Annotated in this window: 13 protein-coding genes, 2 tRNA genes and 1 pseudogene; 8 read left to right on the plus strand and 8 right to left on the minus strand. The window is 70.2% G+C overall.

Going from position 1 to position 18,320, the window contains the following annotated elements:
* Nucleotides 1-90 precede the first annotated feature (90 nt).
* The 6 genes from gyrB (at nt 91) to ACVW07_RS11305 (ending at nt 6,250) form a co-directional block, all read left to right on the plus strand.
* Entirely contained in the window at nt 91-2,148 is a 2,058-nt protein-coding gene (gyrB, locus tag ACVW07_RS11280; RefSeq protein WP_456819339.1) for a DNA topoisomerase (ATP-hydrolyzing) subunit B, read from the plus strand.
* A gap of 42 nt (nt 2,149-2,190) precedes the next feature.
* On the plus strand, nt 2,191-4,812 hold the full coding sequence (gene gyrA / locus ACVW07_RS11285; protein ID WP_456819340.1) for a DNA gyrase subunit A: 2,622 nt from the start codon (nt 2,191-2,193) through the stop codon (nt 4,810-4,812).
* Nucleotides 4,809-5,840, plus strand: a complete 1,032-nt coding sequence (locus ACVW07_RS11290) for a DUF3566 domain-containing protein (RefSeq protein ID WP_456819341.1) — start codon at nt 4,809-4,811, stop codon at nt 5,838-5,840. The genes gyrA and ACVW07_RS11290 overlap by 4 nt, the downstream gene beginning before the upstream one ends.
* Nucleotides 5,841-5,917: 77 nt before the next feature.
* Nucleotides 5,918-5,991: transfer RNA gene (locus tag ACVW07_RS11295), tRNA-Ile, on the plus strand.
* A 23-nt stretch (nt 5,992-6,014) separates the two neighbouring features.
* The gene (locus tag ACVW07_RS11300) at nt 6,015-6,134 is read left to right on the plus strand and encodes a DLW-39 family protein (protein ID WP_291890290.1); all 120 of its coding nucleotides are present in this window, start codon (nt 6,015-6,017) and stop codon (nt 6,132-6,134) included.
* A gap of 40 nt (nt 6,135-6,174) precedes the next feature.
* Nucleotides 6,175-6,250, plus strand: a tRNA-Ala gene (locus ACVW07_RS11305).
* A gap of 77 nt (nt 6,251-6,327) precedes the next feature.
* Here ACVW07_RS11305 and ACVW07_RS11310 read toward each other — a convergent pair.
* From ACVW07_RS11310 to ACVW07_RS11325, 4 genes are all read right to left on the minus strand, one after another.
* Complete coding sequence (locus ACVW07_RS11310) at nt 6,328-7,308, minus strand: site-specific integrase (protein WP_456819342.1); 981 nt, start codon at nt 7,306-7,308, stop codon at nt 6,328-6,330.
* Between the two features lie 205 nt (nt 7,309-7,513).
* On the minus strand, nt 7,514-7,726 hold the full coding sequence (locus ACVW07_RS11315) for a helix-turn-helix domain-containing protein (RefSeq protein ID WP_456819343.1): 213 nt from the start codon (nt 7,724-7,726) through the stop codon (nt 7,514-7,516).
* Between the two features lie 31 nt (nt 7,727-7,757).
* A complete protein-coding gene (locus tag ACVW07_RS11320) occupies nt 7,758-9,293 on the minus strand; it encodes a replication initiator (protein ID WP_456819344.1) in 1,536 nt (511 codons plus the stop codon).
* Nucleotides 9,293-9,553, minus strand: a complete 261-nt coding sequence (locus ACVW07_RS11325) for a hypothetical protein (protein ID WP_456819345.1) — start codon at nt 9,551-9,553, stop codon at nt 9,293-9,295. The genes ACVW07_RS11320 and ACVW07_RS11325 overlap by 1 nt, the downstream gene beginning before the upstream one ends.
* On the opposite strand from ACVW07_RS11325, the gene ACVW07_RS11330 reads away from it, so the two are divergent.
* The gene (locus tag ACVW07_RS11330; RefSeq protein WP_456819346.1) at nt 9,515-10,213 is read left to right on the plus strand and encodes an HAD family hydrolase; all 699 of its coding nucleotides are present in this window, start codon (nt 9,515-9,517) and stop codon (nt 10,211-10,213) included. The two genes, ACVW07_RS11325 and ACVW07_RS11330, sit on opposite strands and share 39 nt — an antisense overlap.
* A gap of 319 nt (nt 10,214-10,532) precedes the next feature.
* On the opposite strand, the gene ACVW07_RS11335 is transcribed toward ACVW07_RS11330, so the two are convergent.
* The 3 genes and pseudogenes from ACVW07_RS11335 to ACVW07_RS11345 form a co-directional block, all read right to left on the minus strand.
* The gene (locus ACVW07_RS11335; protein ID WP_456819347.1) at nt 10,533-11,198 is read right to left on the minus strand and encodes a hypothetical protein; all 666 of its coding nucleotides are present in this window, start codon (nt 11,196-11,198) and stop codon (nt 10,533-10,535) included.
* A gap of 290 nt (nt 11,199-11,488) precedes the next feature.
* Nucleotides 11,489-12,034 carry a DUF2199 domain-containing protein gene (locus tag ACVW07_RS11340; protein WP_456819348.1) on the minus strand — a complete coding sequence of 182 codons (546 nt, stop codon included), beginning with the start codon at nt 12,032-12,034 and terminating at the stop codon, nt 11,489-11,491.
* A gap of 62 nt (nt 12,035-12,096) precedes the next feature.
* Nucleotides 12,097-13,869 (minus strand): annotated as a pseudogene (locus ACVW07_RS11345) (IS481 family transposase); the annotation flags it as partial.
* A 1,000-nt stretch (nt 13,870-14,869) separates the two neighbouring features.
* Here ACVW07_RS11345 and ACVW07_RS11350 point away from each other — a divergent pair.
* Nucleotides 14,870-16,390 carry a hypothetical protein gene (locus ACVW07_RS11350; RefSeq protein WP_456819349.1) on the plus strand — a complete coding sequence of 507 codons (1,521 nt, stop codon included), beginning with the start codon at nt 14,870-14,872 and terminating at the stop codon, nt 16,388-16,390.
* 244 nt (nt 16,391-16,634) lie between these two features.
* Here the strand turns inward: ACVW07_RS11350 and ACVW07_RS11355 are convergent, their stop codons facing one another.
* Nucleotides 16,635-18,269: a histidine kinase N-terminal 7TM domain-containing diguanylate cyclase gene (locus ACVW07_RS11355; protein ID WP_456819350.1), complete on the minus strand. Its 1,635-nt coding sequence runs from the start codon at nt 18,267-18,269 to the stop codon at nt 16,635-16,637.
* Nucleotides 18,270-18,320: the final 51 nt, after the last annotated feature.

Genomic DNA, 18,320 nt, shown 5'->3' on the forward strand with positions numbered 1-18,320 from the left:
GAGAACGCCAGCGTCATGGAGTGATCCGCCCTCCGAGTGGTCGAGCGGGGCCCTCCGTCGCGTGTGACAACTTGAGGAGTACCACCGCCCGTGGCCGACGAGAGCAGCTCCGCCGACGAGACGACCCCTTCCACCAGCGCCACGAACAACGGTGGCTACGACGCCAGCAACATCACGGTCCTCGAGGGCCTGGAGGCCGTGCGCAAGCGGCCCGGCATGTACATCGGGTCCACCGGTGAACGTGGGCTCCACCACCTGGTCAGCGAGGTCGTCGACAACTCCGTCGACGAGGCCCTCGCCGGCTACTGCGACCACATCGAGGTCGTGCTGCGCGCCGACGGCGGGGTCAGCGTGGTGGACAACGGCCGTGGCATCCCGGTCGCGATCCACCCCACCGAGGGCAAGCCGACCCTCGAGGTCGTCATGACGATCCTGCACGCGGGCGGCAAGTTCGGTGGCGGCGGCTACGCAGTGTCGGGTGGTCTGCACGGCGTCGGCATCTCGGTCGTCAACGCGCTGTCCACGCGCGTGGAGTCGATCGTCAAGCGCGACGGCTACACGTGGGAGATGGACTTCGAGGACGGCGGCAAGCCGGTCGGCGGCCTGCGGCAGCTCGGACCGACCGACGAGACGGGCACCACGCAGACCTTCTGGCCGGACCCGTCGATCTTCGAGACGGTTGAGTTCGACTTCGAGACGCTGCGGTCGCGCTTCCAGCAGTACGCGTTCCTCAACAAGGGCCTGCAGATCACGCTCACCGACGAGCGGCCCGCGCACACGGGCACGGAGGACGAGGTCACCGCGTCGGGCGAGGACGAGGCCGGGGCCGACGAGCCGGCACCGTTCCGCACGGTCGTCTACAAGTACGACGGCGGCCTCATCGACTACGTCAAGCACCTCAACGCGGCCAAGAAGGTGGAGGTCATCCACCCGGAGGTCATCGACGTCGAGTCCGAGGACACCGAGCGGCGCATCTCCGTCGAGATCGCCCTGCAGTGGACCACGGCGTACTCCGAGTCGGTGCACACCTTCGCCAACACCATCTCGACGACCGAGGGCGGCACCCACGAGGAGGGCTTCCGCGCCGCGATGACGAGCCTGATCAACCGGTACGCGCGCGACAAGGGCATCCTCAAGGAGAAGGACGAGAACCTCACGGGCGACGACATCCGCGAGGGCCTCACGGCCGTCATCTCCATCAAGCTCGGCGAGCCGCAGTTCGAGGGCCAGACGAAGACGAAGCTCGGCAACACCGAGGCGAAGAGCTTCGTGCAGAAGGTCGTCAACGAGCAGCTCGGTGACTGGCTCGACTCCCACCCGAACGAGGCGCGGGACGTCATCCGCAAGTCGCTCCAGGCCGCGCAGGCCCGGATGGCGGCCCGGAAGGCGCGCGAGGCCACCCGCCGCAAGGGTCTGCTGGAGTCGGGCGGCATGCCCGGCAAGCTCAAGGACTGCCAGAGCAACAACCCCGCCGAGTGCGAGGTGTTCATCGTCGAGGGCGACTCGGCCGGCGGCTCGGCGGTGCGTGGCCGCAACCCGCGGACCCAGGCGATCCTGCCGATCCGCGGGAAGATCCTCAACGTCGAGCGCGCCCGGCTCGACCGCGCCCTGGGCAACCAGGAGGTGCAGGCGCTCATCACGGCGTTCGGCACCGGCATCGGTGAGGACTTCACGCTGGCGAAGCTGAGGTACCACAAGATCGTGCTGATGGCCGACGCCGACGTCGACGGCAAGCACATCTGCACCCTGCTGCTCACCCTGCTGTTCCGGTACATGCCGGAGCTCATCACGCAGGGCCACGTGTACCTGGCGCAGCCCCCGCTGTACCGGATCAAGTGGAGCAACGCCGACCACGACTACGTGTACTCGGACCGTGAGCGCGACGCGTACATCGCCGACGGGCAGGCCGCGGGCAAGCGGCTCCCCAAGGAGAACGCGATCCAGCGCTACAAGGGTCTCGGCGAGATGGACTACTCGGAGCTGTGGGAGACCACGATGTCGCCCGAGCACCGCACGCTGCTGCAGGTCACGCTCGACGAGGCAGCGGCCGCCGACGAGATCTTCTCGGTCCTCATGGGCGAGGACGTGGAGTCGCGTCGCTCGTTCATCCAGCGCAACGCGAAGGACGTGCGCTTCCTCGACATCTGAGGAGACGCACAGCCCTAGCTCGACGGCGACAGAAGGAACCACGTGACCGACCTCCCGAACGACGACGGCATCGAGCACGGCCGGATCGACCAGGTCGACCTGCAGCTCGAGATGCAGCGGTCGTACCTCGACTACGCGATGTCCGTCATCGTCGGCCGTGCCCTGCCGGACGTGCGTGACGGCCTCAAGCCGGTGCACCGCCGCGTCCTGTACGCCATGTACGACGGCGGCTACCGGCCGGACCGGCAGTTCTCCAAGTGCAGCCGCGTGGTCGGCGACGTCATGGGCAAGTACCACCCGCACGGCGACACGGCGATCTACGACGCCCTCGTCCGCCTCGTGCAGGACTGGTCGCTGCGGTACCCGCTGGTCGCCGGCCAGGGCAACTTCGGCTCCCCCGGCGACGACCCGGCCGCCGCCCCCCGGTACACCGAGTGCAAGATGGCCCCCCTCTCCATGGAGATGGTGCGGGACATCGACGAGGACACGGTCGACTTCGGCGACAACTACGACGGCCGCACGCAGGAGCCCCTCGTGCTGCCGGCGCGGTTCCCGAACCTGCTGGTCAACGGCTCGGCGGGCATCGCGGTCGGGATGGCGACGAACATCCCGCCGCACAACCTGCGCGAGGTCGCCGACGGCGTCCAGTGGTACCTGGAGCACCCCGAGGCGTCGAAGGAAGAGCTGCTCGCGGCCCTCCTCACCCGGATCAAGGGCCCTGACTTCCCGACGGGCGCGACGATCCTCGGGCACCGCGGCATCGACGAGGCGTACCGCACGGGCCGCGGCTCGATCACGATGCGCGCGGTCGTGCAGGTCGAGGAGATCCAGGGCCGCATCTGCCTCGTCGTCACCGAGCTGCCGTACCAGGTGAACCCGGACACGCTGGCGAAGAAGATCGCCGACCTCGTCCGCGAGAACAGGGTCAGCGGCATCGCCGACATCCGCGACGAGACGTCGGGCCGCACCGGTCAGCGCCTCGTGATCGTGCTCAAGCGCGACGCCGTCGCCAAGGTCGTGCTGAACAACCTCTACAAGCACACCCAGCTGCAGGACACGTTCGGCGCCAACATGCTCGCGCTCGTCGACGGTGTCCCCCGCACCCTGTCGATCGACGCGTTCGTGCGGCACTGGACCGCCCACCAGCTCGAGGTCATCCAGCGGCGGACCCGCTACCGGCTGCGCAAGGCCGAGGAGCAGATCCACATCTACCGCGGGTACCTCAAGGCGCTCGACGCGCTGGACGCGGTCATCGCACTGATCCGCCGCTCCCCCGACGCCGACGAGGCCCGCACCGGCCTGATGGAGCTGCTCGATGTCGACGAGGTGCAGGCGAACGCGATCCTCAACCTGCAGCTGCGCCGGCTGGCCGCGCTGCAGCGCCAGGAGATCCTCGAGAACCACGACAAGCTGCAGACCCAGATCGTCGAGTTCAACTCGATCCTCGCGTCCGACCAGCGGCAGCGCGACATCGTCAGCGGTGAGCTGAAGGAGATCGTCGACAAGTACGGCGACGAACGCCGCACCACGATCCTGCCCTTCGACGGCGAGGTCTCGATCGAGGACCTCATCGCCGAGGAGGAGATGGTCGTCACCATCACCCGAGGCGGCTACGCCAAGCGCACCCGGTCGGACAACTACCGGGCGCAGCGTCGTGGCGGCAAGGGCGTCCGCGGCACCCAGCTGCGGGAGGACGACCTCGTCGACCACTTCTTCGTGACGACGACCCACCACTGGCTGCTGTTCTTCACGAACCTCGGCCGGGTGTACCGGGCCAAGGCGTACGAGCTGCCCGAGGGCGGCCGCGACGCGAAGGGTCAGCACGTCGCGAACCTGCTCGCCTTCCAGCCGGACGAGAAGATCGCCCAGGTGCTCGACATCCGCGACTACGAGCAGGCCGAGCACCTGGTGCTCGCCACGCAGCGCGGCCTGGTCAAGAAGACCAGGCTGGCCGAGTACGACTCGAACCGCTCGGGCGGCGTGATCGCGATCAACCTGCGCGAGGACGAGCACGGCCTGCCCGACGAGCTGATCGGCGCACGGCTGGTGAACTCCGACCAGGACCTGATCCTCGTGTCCCGCAAGGGCCAGTCGGTGCGGTTCACGGCGTCGGACGAGTCACTGCGGCCCATGGGTCGCGCGACGTCCGGCGTCACGGGGATGAAGTTCCGCGCGGACGACGAGCTGCTCGCGATGGACGTCGTGCGTGAGGACGCGTTCCTGTTCACGGTGACCCAGGGCGGCATCGCCAAGCGGACCGCGCTCACCGTCGAGAACTACCGGCAGCAGGGGCGTGGGGGCCTCGGCATCAAGGTCGCGAACCTGCCGGAGGCCAACGGCGACCTGGTCGGGGCCTTGGTCACGGACGTCGACGACGAGGTGCTCGTCATCATGGAGCGCGGCAAGATCGTGCGCTCCGCGACCACCGAGGTCAACGCCACGGGCCGCACGACGCAGGGCGTGATCTTCGCCAAGCCGGACTCCGGCGACAGGATCATCGCCGTGGCGCGCAACACGGAGCGGCACCTCGCCGACGACGCCTCGGGTACCGTGGGCGGCGAGAACGGTCAAGGACCGGACGAGTCGGACGCCGCGGAGCCCACCGCCGGTGACGTCGCGCCGGCCGACGAGGCCGCCGACACGACTGCGGAGGACGACGCATGACCGACTCGACCCCGCCCTCGATCCCGCCGCGCAAGCGCCCGACGACGCCGGTGACGGCCGGCCGGTCGACCGCCGCCCGCGGCGGGGAGTCGAGCACGGGCCGGACGGTCACGTCGTCGCCGAACGGCACGCCCTCCGGCTCCGACTCGTCGGGTCCCGCGTCGTCGAGCTCGGTGTCGTCGAGTTCGGTGTCGTCGAGCTCCGTGTCGTCCGGCTCCGCGTCCTCGAGCTCCGTGTCGCCGGGCGGTCTCACGTCGGGCGGTGCCTCCTCCGGCGCGAGCACGAAGGGTCGCTCGGACGACGGTCGAGCGCCGGTACGCCCGCCCACCACCGGGTTCGACCCGCCGCGGACGTCGACCCGCGACGACCGCACGTCGACGTCGTCCACGCCCGGCACGACCGGGACCACGGGTGACGACCCTGAGCAACCGTCGCCCCTCATGGTCGCCGTCGACACCGCGACCGTGTGGTTCAAGAAGGCTGCCGGTGCCACCAGCACGGCGTTCGCCGCGGTCACCCGACCCCGTACCGAGGACCCGACCATGACCACTCCGGCGACCTCCGCTGCAGCTCCCCCGCGGACGTCCGCGCGTCCAGCGCCGGCCACGGGCGCGGTCCCTCGCACCACGACGGGCCGCATCCCGACCGTCGCGGGCCCGAACGGCGGCGCCCGCCGGGTCCGGCTGGCCATCTCGCGGGTCGACCCGTGGTCCGTGATGAAGCTGTCGTTCCTGCTCTCCGTGGCGATCGGCGTGATGATCGTGGTCGCAGCCGCGGTCGTGTGGTTGACGCTGGACGGCCTGCACGTCTTCACCAAGGTCAACGACCTGGTGGTGCAGATCGTCGGCACCGAGAGCCCGATCGACATCCTGCAGTACGTCGAGTTCAAGCGGATCGTCTCCGGCGCGACGCTCATCGCCGTCATCGACGTGTTCCTGCTGACGGCGCTGTCGACCATCGGCGCGTTCCTCTACAACATCGTCGCCGCGCTGGTCGGCGGTGTGCATGTCACGATGACGGACGAGTGACCGCAACCGGTTTGGGCGCGGCGCCTGCCCTGGGGTAGTCTCGTCCGGCCGCACTCGGGTCCTTCGAGTGATGCAACGGGCCTATAGCTCAGACGGTTAGAGCGCTTCCCTGATAAGGAAGAGGTCACAGGTTCAAGTCCTGTTAGGCCCACTCCCGACCCGTGGGGGAACCCGATGAAGAAGCTCCTGCTCCTCGTGGCGGTCGCCGCCGTCGGCTATGTCGTGTACCAGAAGGTCGTGCAGGACCGCGACGAGCGGGACCTGTGGGCAGAGGTCACCGACACCTTCGAGTGAGCTCCGCGCGGGGCGGCTGCGGTGCCGTGCGCCGCACCTGGGGGCCATGGCGCAATTGGTAGCGCACCTGCTTTGCAAGCAGGGGGTTAGGGGTTCGAGTCCCCTTGGCTCCACCACGATCCACCTGCACCGATACGGCATCGGGACAGTGGATCCTGTCATTTCGTAGCCGCGAGGGAGCCCATCGGGGAGCCTACGGGACGTCATCGTCGTCACGCTGAGCGGTGCCTAGCTGTGAAGAGACGACGTCCATAACGCCGGCTCCCGCCTGGAGGACAGGGCGCAACTCGTGCCGGTAGACGAGCTCGGTGACGGCCGTCCCGGAGTGACCCATGAGTCGTGAGATCTCCTCGATCACGAGCCCGTGCTGGGACAGGATCGACGCGAACGAGTGCCGTAGGTCCCGTGGCGCCCATTCCTCGGGGATGATCCCCGGCACGAGCTTGAGCGCGTCGCGGAACATGCGCCGGACGTTGTGCGCGTCCTGCAGGCTGCCGACTTGGGACGGGAACACCAGGCCGTTCTCCTTCCACCCGTCCCTAGCACCCGTCCGCGCTTCTTCTTGCAGTTCGCGGTGCCGCTGGAGCACGGCCGCGACGTAGCCCGAGATTGCGATCGTCCGCCGGGACCTGGGTGTCTTCGTGTCGCCACCGAACCGCACTGAGCGCCAGACCTCGATGTGCGCGGGGATGGTGCCCTGCACATCGAGATGCACGCGGTCCCAGGCGAGGGCGCGGGCTTCCTCCGGGCGGACTCCGACCAGGAGCGAGAGAACGATGTAAACGTGCATGTGGTGGGTCGCGGTCTTGGCCAGCACGTCGGAAGCCTGTTCGAGCGTCAGTGACTTCGACAGCCGACCCGGACGACCCTTGGGCGGCGGGCACAGGTCGACGACATTGCGCTCGGCCAAGCCTCGACGCACCGCTCGCTCAATCGAACGCCTCAGAACCGAGCGCACCTGTTTGATGCTCGACGTCGACAGGAACGGTGTCAGGTCGAGCAGCCAGCGGTCGACCTCGTCGGGCCGTAGGTCTTTCAGGCGTCGTCCGCCGAGCTTCGGCTTGATGTAGATCAGGTAGCTGTCCCAGTTCCCCTCCCGCGTCTTGTCACTAACGGTCGACCGACCGAGCTCGAGCCACTGCTCGATACCTGCGACACGCTGACACGCTCCCACCCGAACACGAGGCCCGCTTCGTACTCGCGGACTCGCTTGCGCAGTGCCCCGAGTGCGGCCTCGCTCGTCTTCCCGGATGCCTTCGGCCGGATGCGCTTGCCTTGCGCACTGAACCCGACGTCGGCCTGCGCCACCCACACGCCACGCCCCTTGTCGAAGAACACGGTGTGCTCCCCCTTGGCGCGACGCTCGCGTTCTGTACTGGTCACGATGCGACGCCCAACGACGCGACGTACTCGACGAGGGCCTGCACTGGCACGAGTCGACGTGTCCCGATCTTGACGGTGCGCAGTTGGCCCGAGCGGATCAGCTCGTAGGTGATCGACCGCGACAGCCGTAGCGCCTGGGCCGCTTCCTCGACCCGGTAGAGCACCAGGACGATCTCGCCGACGACGGCGAGTGTTGCCTTCCTGGTCATGCCTTCCCCCTTCGGGTCGCGGTTTGGCCGGCTATCGCGCCGGGCGGTTCGTTCGTTGGTCTGCTCGCCACCGGGCGTACTCGCGGGCGCGTGCGGCTGCGGCGTCGGCGAGGGCCTTGTCACCGGCGCGTGGCCAGCCGGAACCCTGATACGTCCAGGACCCGACGACGAGGGTGCTCCGGTCGTCGGCGTCGGCCATGAGCCGGGCCTCCAAATCGCCCGTGTCGAGCACCCCGCTGTTGCGGTGCGTGGTGGCCGCAAGCCGCTGGAACCGGCGTCGGGCACGGCGGAGCGCCCTGAGAGTGACCGAGTACCGCCGCGACTTGGTGGAGAAGTGGCCGCGGAACCCGAGCATGGGCGCCCAGTGGCCGAGCAGGGCGTAGGGGTTGGCCCGGCAGTCGCCGCAGGTGACCGGGTGCCGGTCTGCGACCCGCTCCCCGCAACCGAACGAACAGTCCGCCAACGCGCGAGCGGCCAGCGTTCGGCATGCGCCGGACAGCGCTGCCAGGTGGGGGCGCGGGCGGTTCGGCTCGGCGCCTGCGGATTTCGTGGAGTACTTCGCCAAGTACGCCGCGACCTGCTCGGCCGTGACGTCGCGTCCGGACACGCTGCCCTCGCGGACGACGCGCACGTCCGTCTGGGCGCCAAACCGCAGAACCCGCACGACGTCGTCGCTGTCGACGGGGTCGGCGGTGTAGCGGACGGAGCTGGCCGCTTCGCCGACGATGTCGGCCAGCGCAGCCGCGGGGATTGGGGCCGGGGAGCCGGGGCCGTCCGGGCCGTCGACCCGCACGAGAGCGTGGAAGTGGACCAGGCCGCGGCTTTGGAACTCGGCAACCTTCGCGTACTCCACCCTCGCATGTGTGGCCAAGTCGACCGCACGGACGCCGAGGTGTGCGGCCAGGCGACGGCGCAACCCGATCGTGAACCGGCGCCACAGCTCGGGCGCGAACCACTGCCAGACCGCAGCCGAGTGCACGTCGTAGCAGTCCGGGCAGAGCGGCGCTCCGACGGCGGCGTCGTTCTGGTCGTGGTGTGCCCAGCAGGTACCCGCACGCCCGTGCTCCCACACACCCCTGCGCGCACGTGGGCGGCATGGCTGCTTGCCGTCGCGGACCGAGTGCACGGGTCCGAAGGAGGGTGCGGTGAGGGTGACGAACAGCAGCGGGGCCCCGCGCACGCCCTCGGGGACGCCCTTGCCGCCATGCAGGCCCGTCGAGATCAGCTCAAAGGTGTCGCGGGCGTAGATACGCGAGCAGGCCGCGCACACCTCCTCGCGGCGGTTACCGCACGGCTTGTAGAGCATCCCGAGCGGCTGGTCGACGGACCGGAACGTCTCGACGACCTCACCCGTGCCCGTGTCGATGGTGTCGGCGCGTCCAACGAGCCGCACCGGCCGCGAGCAGTTCCCGACGGCGGTCAGGGTGTCGGCCAGCGCGGTCCAGGACTTGTCCGCCAGCCGCCCGACCATCGTCGAGACGGCGGCCGGGGCCCGGTCGCCCAGGTCGAGCGGGACGTCGGGGGAGTGCCCCCAGAACCCGCCTGGCGCCACCCCGGTCGCGCCCATCAGGCGACCTCGGCACCCTGACCGGCAGCAGTCGTCTTGCGTGGTGTGCGCTTGCACGGCGGACGCGCGCCCTGCGCGTCCGAGCCCGCCCCGGGCGCGGCGTGCGGAGCCTCGACGGGGGCCGGCTCGGAGGTGGGCGCGGCCGGGTCGTCGGGCAGCGGCAGAGCGGGCGGTGCCGGGTAGGTCGCGGCGACGGTGCGGATGACGTCGTCGGCCCAGTAGTGGGCGCGGACCCGTTGCGCGCTGCCGTCATCCCCCACGAGGCGCGCGCCCTCCTCTGGTCAGCTCGCGCCGTCCTGCTGGACTTCGACGGACCAGTGACGCCGCTCATGCCAGCCCCGCTGAACCTCGCCGCCGCCAACGCAGCACGCGAGGCACTTGCCCTGCGCGGGGCCATGCCTGAGAACGTTGCCGCCACGTCGGACCACTTGGCGATCATCCGTTGGGCCGGAACCCACGCACCCCACGCGCTTGCCGGCGTCGAGGCTGCCTGTAGTGCCGCCGATGTCGAGGCTGCTCGAACCTCACTGCCGACACCCGGAGCGCATGAACTCATCGCCGCCCTCGATGACGCGGGCTTGCCTGTCGTCATCGTTACGAACAACGCCGCGAGCGCTGCCCGGACCTACCTCGCCAGATTCGGCCTGCTGCGCCACATCCGCGACATCGTCGGCAGACCTGAGAACCGACCTGACCTGATGACGCCCAATTCCCACATGGTGCAGAAAGCACTACGGATTGCAGGCGCCCTTCCAGGCGAAACGGTCCTCATAGGCGACGCCGTATCGGATGTCCAGGTCGCCCACGCCGCCGGACTCCGAGCCATCGGCTTTGCAAAGAACCCGCGTCGCGGCCAAGAACTACAAGCCGCCCATGCTGACGCCCTCACCCAAACCATTAGCGCACTCGTCCCTGGATAAAGCGCGACGCGTGCACCGGCCCGTCGTCCGGCCAAAACCGCAGACGGCGCCATCAAACAAAGGACGACACAAAGAAGTCTTTAAAAGACGGACCGCCAGAAACAAAGAACGGCCCCCCGAATGGGGAGGGCCGTTCTTTGTCTACGTGCAGGTTAAGGCGCTGTCCGCGTCGGACCCCACAGGACGAGCGCTGCGCCTGCGGAGATGAGTGCCCCGAAAACGACCGGGCGAGCGTCCCATGCGAACACGAGCGTCAGCACGGAGGCGACGAGCGTGGCCGGGGCGACAATCCACAGGATGATGCGTGCGACGCGTTTGCTCATCGAGCCCAGCACCACGACGCGGGGAAGACCGTCAACCACTCCGCGTGAATGTTGATCCCGTTTCCGTTCCAGTTGCACGCCGTGAGCACCCCGGCACCGATGCCGAGCACGGCCGTGATTGCGCCACCCGACATGCCGCCGATTCCGGTCCAGCTTGTCAGCAGGGCGGCTGTGCCAGCGGCGGTCGCACCGCCGGCCAGGGCGGCCTGGAGGCGTGTCACGGCGACGTTGTCCAGCCAGAGGCTGTAGCCCCACCAGTGAACCGTGCCACCGCCGTGTGAGCCGGTCGCCAGGATCGTCTTACCGGAGGTCGCCTTGCGTAGCGGGTTGACGATGGTGCTCGCGTTGGTCTTAGAAACAAGGTCCGCCGCCTGTGCGTAGCCCTCGGGGTCCGCCATCACGACGGAATCCGGCGCAGCGATAACGAAGCGGTTTCCGGAGAGCGTGACGTACGGGTCCCACTTGGCGATGAATGCCGGAGTGGCGTTCGGGTCCGTTGCCTCGTAGTTGCCCTCCGCAGGAGCGGACGGTGAAGTGATCGAACCCCCTGCACTCGGACCGGACGCGCTGGCGGGCAGAGCCGTGAGTGTCGCGGCTGTGACTGCCGCAACGACGACAGCGGCGATTGAACTTACTCGCAAGGTGCTCTCCAATTCGGTCATGATGTGCCCCATGTGGGCGTGGACGACCCTAGCGGAGCTGACCTGAGGGGTATGGCTGCTTCGGGAAACCGTCTCTGCGCTACCGGCGCGTCACAGCCGACTCGCCGATCAGTCACGGGATCTGGCATGGGGCATGACTCCGCCTGCTGCACCCTCGCACTCACATGCCTGTCTGGGTTCAGTTGATAGGTGACGGTCGGGGTTCAGATGATGGGTGACGCTTCCTAGCCCTGACTGGAACTGCCGTCGGGGCTGTCGTGCGTCGTCACCTCCCGATCACGGTCGGACGGTCAGTCGGTGGTCGGGGCGGCCTGGTCGCCCAGCAGGGCCCGGTTGATCTCGGCCACTCGGTGCAGCGTGATGCCGTGCAGTTGCTCGTGGACGAGCGGGTGATCGACCGAGGGGTCGAGCTCGATCCTGGGCACCGCGCCGGGTTCACGGGTGTGGATCCGACTGGCCATCGGCGCTGTGGGGGACTCGTAGGGCAGCAGTTGGTTGGAGAGCCACGCGAACATGGGCGCCAGGTTTGTTCGTGCGGGGTCGTCCCAGTGCTCGGCCTGGGTCTGCATGCTGGTCTCGCTCAGGGAGACCCAGACCGACCAGCAGAAGGGGCCGTCGTCGGAGTCGAGCACCGGGATCTCGATGTGTCCGCGCACGAAGTAGTTCGTGATTCCGGTGTCCTCGGGCAGGACACAGGCATCAGCGTTGAGCTCGCCCCGGGCGCGCTCGGCATCGGACGCCAGGACCCACGGGTCCGGGGCGCTCGGACCGAACACCATGGCGAGGCCTTCGTGGGTGGTGCCGCAGCTCGCGCAGGCCCAGGCCTTCGACGTCATCGATCCTCCACCGTGCCGGTCATGGGCCGATCATCGCGCACCGGCCGAATCGTGCGGTCGCGCGCCGGCTCAGCGGACCGGTGCCCGTAGGCCTTGATGCGCTTGACCTCCTGGTCTCCGGTGCGGGGCACGTCCTTGATGGTGCGCTGGTCCTCGTCGAGGATCCGCAGCACGGTGTCTTCGACGACGACCGTGACCGTCTTGCGGGCGTGAGGCAGACCGACCTGGACGCGCTGATTGAGCACCTGGATGCTGCCGCGGCAGGACACGAGCCGCTCGACCCGCACGGGCCACGGCGCGAGCAGCGGGACGTTCGGTTCGGCGGGGCGGGCGCCTTGTAGTCGACGCCGCGTGGCTGCGGGCAGGCTGAACGCGCTGGTGCGCCAGATGGTCCCGTCGCTGAGCTGGACGTGGGCGAGGTCGTGCTCGAGCCGGATGGTGACGCGTTGCCCAGCCAACGCGATGCCGACGGGCAGTGGCCGGTTGCCGAGGCTGACGGCGCCGAGCGGGGTGACGGTGCGGTCGACCTCGATCGCGATCCCATCAAGCATCCGCCCGGGCAGGCGGCGCGCCGGTGGTGGTCCGGCGGGGCGGGCGCCGGCCCGCGCAAGGCGGGACACGTCACGGTCCGAGAGCCGGGAGGGAACGCTCTTGAGGTAGGTGCCTGTGGACGAGAGGTGCACGGTGGTCGAGTCGATCCAGAACGTGATGATCTCCCCGGCGCGGTGCGGCCCGAACCAGAGCTGCTGCCCGCCGACTGCCACGTTCCCGCAGGGCGGCACGGCCCGTTCCAGCTCGACCGCCCCGGCCGCAGACCAGGCCGGTTCCTCCTGCTCGACCGGGAGGACAACGACCGGTGCGGCGTCGGCTTCGTCGATCGTGGTCAGGGTCGGCGGCAGCCACAGTTCCAGCCGCGCCCTGTCCGGCCCGGGGAGAGCGGTGAACCGGTCGGCGGGCGTGGCCATGTCCAGCGCCTGGTGCGGGCGCCCGGTGTTGTACTCCACCCGCCACGCGTCGACTGCGGCCTGCGCCTCGGCCACGTCGACGAACGGTGGGTGCACGTCGAGCAGTTCGCGTTGCAGGGTCTGGTGCCAGCGCTCCACCTTGCCCGTCGTGGTCGGGGAACGGACCTTCGTGAGCAGGTGCTCGATCCCGTTCTCGCGGCAGATCCGGTCGAACAGCACCTCCGTGGGGCGGGGCCGGCCGTACTTGCCGGTGAACTGGCGGCCGTTGTCCGTGAGCACCTGCTCGGGCACCCCGAACTCGGTCAGCGCACCTGCGAACGCCGCACACACCGCCCGCCCGGTGGCGCGGGTCACGACGGTCGCGATCACGCAGAACCGGGAGTGGTCATCGATCCCGGAGATCAGCTTCGCCTCGCTGCCATCGACCATCCGCACCGACCCGGTCACGTCCATCTGCCACAGCTGCATCGGCCCGGGCCGCTCCCAGCGCACGTAGTCCTGCCGTCGCCGACGACGCGAACGCGGCACGACCAGCCCACGCCGCACCAGGGCGCGGTAGATCGTCGAGCGCGACGGGACCGGGTCCACCCCGGCCCGGGCGAGCTCGTAGCCCAGCCGGCGCGGCCCCCACCGCGGATGCTCGATCCGCAGCGCCACCAGCCGCGCCTCGACCGGGCCGGCCAACCGCCACGGATGCGCCTTCGGCCGATGCGAGCGGTCCGCCAGACCGGGCAGACCCTCCGCCTGGTAGCGGGCCAACCAGACGTAGACCTGCTTGCGCGAGACGCCATACCGCTCCGCGACCTCGGTCACCGGGGCGCCCGCGAGGACCTCCATCACCGAGTGATACCGCTGCTCCACAACGCTCAACTCCACGAGCATCGGCCCGACCCCTCACCCGTGACCGCCATCGTCACGACCAAGCGAGCGGGCACCGAGTCACCCGTCAAGTGGAGCCAACCTGTCACCCATCAAGCGGAATCAGACATTCGAAGACGACCTGCCTCGTGAGAACTTTCCTTACTGACTCAAGGCGCGCGGCTCCGCCGCGCGCGGTCGGCCTCCCGGGCGGGGCCCCGCGCTCCGCTCGCAAGCTCGCTGCGCGCACCCCACCCGTCCGGGCGCCGGGCATGACGAAGGCGGCCCCGAAGCATCTACTCGGAACCGCCCACGTGCTGCTTCGCTCGATGCCGTCTTGCGTGTGCGCGTCACCCCGGCCGAGCTGCTGAATGACCTCGCCCCCGGCTCCGCACCGATCGCCGAGCATCCGTCCGACTCCACCCCGCATCAAGGGCGCCGATGGCGTCGCTCCGCGATGGCCTCCGGCCACCCTTGACCCGGGCCTCCGTCGGCCTCTTGTGCTCCGCTATCGGTTCGGCGCCTTCAAGTGTGCTGACTCGCGGGAGGGGAGCCCAAATGGGAGCCAATCGACGCGGGGGCGCGCTGCACGACGGTGGACGTCGACGGACGCACGGCCAGTACGTTCGTGGCTGGGAGGCCGCCCGGTTGAGTTTGCAAGCAGGGGGTTAGGGGTTCGAGTCCCCTTGGCTCCACCGAGTTCGGTCCGAGTAGTTGAGCGTCGAGGTTCACAGACTCCGCATCTCTGCGGGGGTGCGTCCGCCCGGCCTGCCGGGCTCGTCGGGCTGCGCTTCGGCGCGCGACGGCTCGCTCGGAGCGGACGCTGTCACCGGCTCGGTCGGCGGCTGCTCGGTGGGCGGCTGCTTGTCCGAGTCGGCTCCGCCGGGTGGCGGGTCGGTGTCGGAGCGGCTCGGTCGTCCGTCCACGGTCGTGACCCGTGATCGGTGACAGGAACGACGATGGCCGGACCTGGGTCGGGCCGGATGCGTGGCCCGCTGTGTGACCATGGCGCGTGCCTGACTGGACCTACCACCCGCTGCGCCCCGTCCTCGTCGCGGTCCTGGGTCGCGGCCACGCGCACCGTGCCGCGCTGCACGCGATGGCGATGCTGGGCTCGACGGCCCCGGGGCGCGCAGCGGTGCGGTGGGCGTCCTACCAACCGGAGGTGCCCGAGCACCTGCGGGGACGGCTCGGTGCGCTCGTCCCGGTCGAGCACGCCGCCGACGCGCTGCGTGCACTCCCCGCGCTCGGGGCGGGGATCGTCGAGGTGGGCCCCGTCGGCGTCGCCGACGTCGAGACGGTGCGCCGCGCCGCCGAGAAGTGCGCGTGCACCGTGGTCGTGCGGGCGAGCGACGAGGCCGCCGCGCTGGCATGCGCGTCCGTCGCCGGACGGGTCGTCGTGGGGCCGGTCCCCGGGCACGTGCACCTGCGCGACCCGGACCCCGCGGCCGCGCTCGACATTCTCGCCCAGGTGAGCGGCAGCGTCGTGCTCGCGACCCCGGCGCTGCTCGTGCGGTCGGGTCCCGGGTGGTTCCAGCGGGTCGTCGAGGCCGGGACGCCGACCGGGACGCCGACGTCGCTGCGGGACGTCGGGCGCGACCCGCGGCGCTGGCCCGCGTGGGTGTGGGGGCTGTGCGTCGGGCTCGGCATGGTCGTCGCCGGCATCGGCGCGGGTGCGATCACACTCGGGCCGCTGCTGCTCTGGTACGACCGCCGGTACCTCGGCATGGATCGCGCGCACCTCGACGCGATCGACGACCGGCTCGTGCCCTTCCTCCAGCACGACCGCATCACGATGGCCGGCACGATGGTCGCGATCGGCGTGCTCTACGTCGGGCTCGCGTGGGGCGGCATGCGCCGCGGCTGGCCGTGGGCGCGCACGGCACTCGCCGTGTCCGGGCTCGTCGCGTTCCCGACGCTCCTGTACTTCCTCGGGACGGGGTTCGTCGAGCCGCTGCACGCGGCCGTCACGGTGGTCCTGTTCCCGATGTTCTTGCTCGCCGTGCTGCGGCGTCCCGCTGCGCCGGCCTGGTCGGTCCGGCACGGCGCCGGCGAGGACGCGCGCCGCCGCTCGCTCGTCGGGCAGCTCCTCATGGTCTCCACGGCTGCCGGGCTCGTGGCCGGCGGCATCGTGATCTCCGTCGTGGGGCTCACGGACGTGTTCGTCGCGAGCGACCTCGTGTTCCTCGGCGTTCGCGCGGACGAGCTGCGCGAGGTGAACGACCGGCTCGTGCCGTTCGTCGCCCACGACCGCGCCGGCTTCGGCGGTGCGCTCCTGGGTGCCGGGCTGGCCGTGCTGCTGCTCAGCGCGTGGGGATGGCGCGCGGGAGAGCGGTGGGTGTGGTGGACGCTCGCGCTGTCCTCCGCGGCCGGCTTCCTGCCGGCGGTCGTCGTGCACGTCGTCATCGGGTACACCGACGTGCTGCACCTCGCGCCGGTGCTGGTCGGGGTCGTGCTCACAGCCTCCGCCCTCGGCCTCGTGCACGCGCACCTGTGCGCGGCTCCGGACGGACGCACGGCGGCTGTCGGGTGAGCCGCCGACGACGCACCGGGGATTCTCGTGAGGCGTCGGGTCACGCACGGCGAGGGCGGACCGCCGGGTGCCGTCGTGCGCCGGCCCTCGGGTGGTGTGCCTGCTCGCGCCGCGGAGCCACCTGTCTGACGCGGGTGCTCCCGACGCCGTCCTCCCACCGCGAGCGCCTGGTGTCCGTCAGGAACTCACCGGTGCACTTCAAGGACACGGCGGGGGAAGGACAGGCTGCTCAGCTCGCCGCCGCTCACGCCGTGCGGTCGGCGGTGATCGGGACCATGTCCGACGCCGAGACCGCCCGGTCCCGACCTTCGCGCTTGGCGGCGTAGAGAGCCCAGTCGGCCGCCCGGAGGAGTCCTTCGGCCGTTCCGAGGCCGCCCATGGTGAGCGCGACCTGGTGCAGGGACGCCGCGCCCACGCTGACCGTGCGTGACACAGGTCCGTGCTCCGAGTGGACGGAGACCGCCTGGCATCGACGTCGGACCGCGTCGGCCCGTGCGAGTGCCTGTGTCCGGTCCACGCGTGGCAGGAGGACGACGAACTCCTCGCCGCCGTACCGGGCGACGACGTCCTCGCTCCGGAACGTCGCGGTGATCGCCCCGGCGATGTGGGCGAGCAGGTCGTCGCCCACCGGATGCCCGTGCTGGTCGTTCACGGACTTGAAGTGGTCGATGTCGAGGATCAGGGCCCAGAGGTCCTCACCGGCGAGGTGGGCGTGCTCGACCGCGCGGTCGAGCGCCTGGATCAGGAACCGCCGGTTGTGCAGACCGGTCAGCTCGTCCCGCACGGCCTGCTCGGCGAGATCGGCACGGAGCCGGTCCAGCGCGTCGCGCTGACGGTGGACCTCGGTCACGTCGCGCACCACCACGACCCGGGCCACCAGGCTGCCACGGCGGTCCAGCAGCGGGTCGACCCGGACGTCGAGAACGGTCTTCCCGGAGGGCAGCACCACGTCGTACGTCCCGTCAGCGAGCGGCCCTTGCCGTCCACGGCCGGCCAGGACGTCGGAGCCGCGCACGCCGACCAGCTGCTGGGGCAGGTCCGGTGCCAGCGCACGGATCAGCCGTTCTCCCGAGGCGTTGACGTCGAGCAGCCGGCCGTCCGGGTCCAGAACCACGACGGCGTCGCTCAGCCTGTCCAGGACGAGGGTGCGGGCGACCGGGAGGAGGGTCAGGAGTCCCTGTCGGAAGAGGGCGTAGCTGTCGATGGCGCCGGTCATCGTGAAGGCGATCGCGGTCAGCTCAGGGACCGACCCCGGAGGCGCGAAGATGCTGATCAGGTTCGGGACCGTGGGGATCGCCGCGGCCAGCAGCAGGCTGGCGGCCTGTCGCCGCTGCAGCGGCGAGCCCTCGCGGAGGGTGCGGACCACGAGGGCGCCCGCCCAGCCGAAGACCACATAGCTGAACAGCGTGTGCGCCCAGAAGCCGGGCCCGAGGTGCGTCGCCGGCCACAGCGTCTCGGAGGTCCGGGGCGCGACGCTCAGCACCATCCCCGTGGCGTGGTTGACCGGGATCAGGACGACCATGACGAGCGGGTGCACGGCCAGGAGCGCCCACGTGCGGCGGGTGGGTTTCCAGTCGCGGTCGGACAGCGACCTGGCCAGCATCCAGAAACCGGCCATGGCGATGGCCGCGCCGACGACCACCACCGAGAAGCACAGCTCAGGCAGGGAGCCCCAGCGGCCGGGGTCCGCTGCGGTGAGCGGCACGATCAGGTCGGCCGCCGTCCAGACGGCGACACCGATCATGGCGACCATGAGTCCCCATGCGGCCACCGTGGTCCGGCGGCGCAGCCATGCCCCGACGACCAGGGCGAGGGCGGCGACGAGAGCCAGGGCGTAGACCCCGACCATCACCGCATGGAGGGTGTGCGGATCCGGCACGCCTCTCCCTCCGCCGTCGCTCGCGAGACGCCGAGCCGACGGCACGCCCCT

The organism is Cellulomonas sp. URHB0016 (assembly GCF_054057935.1).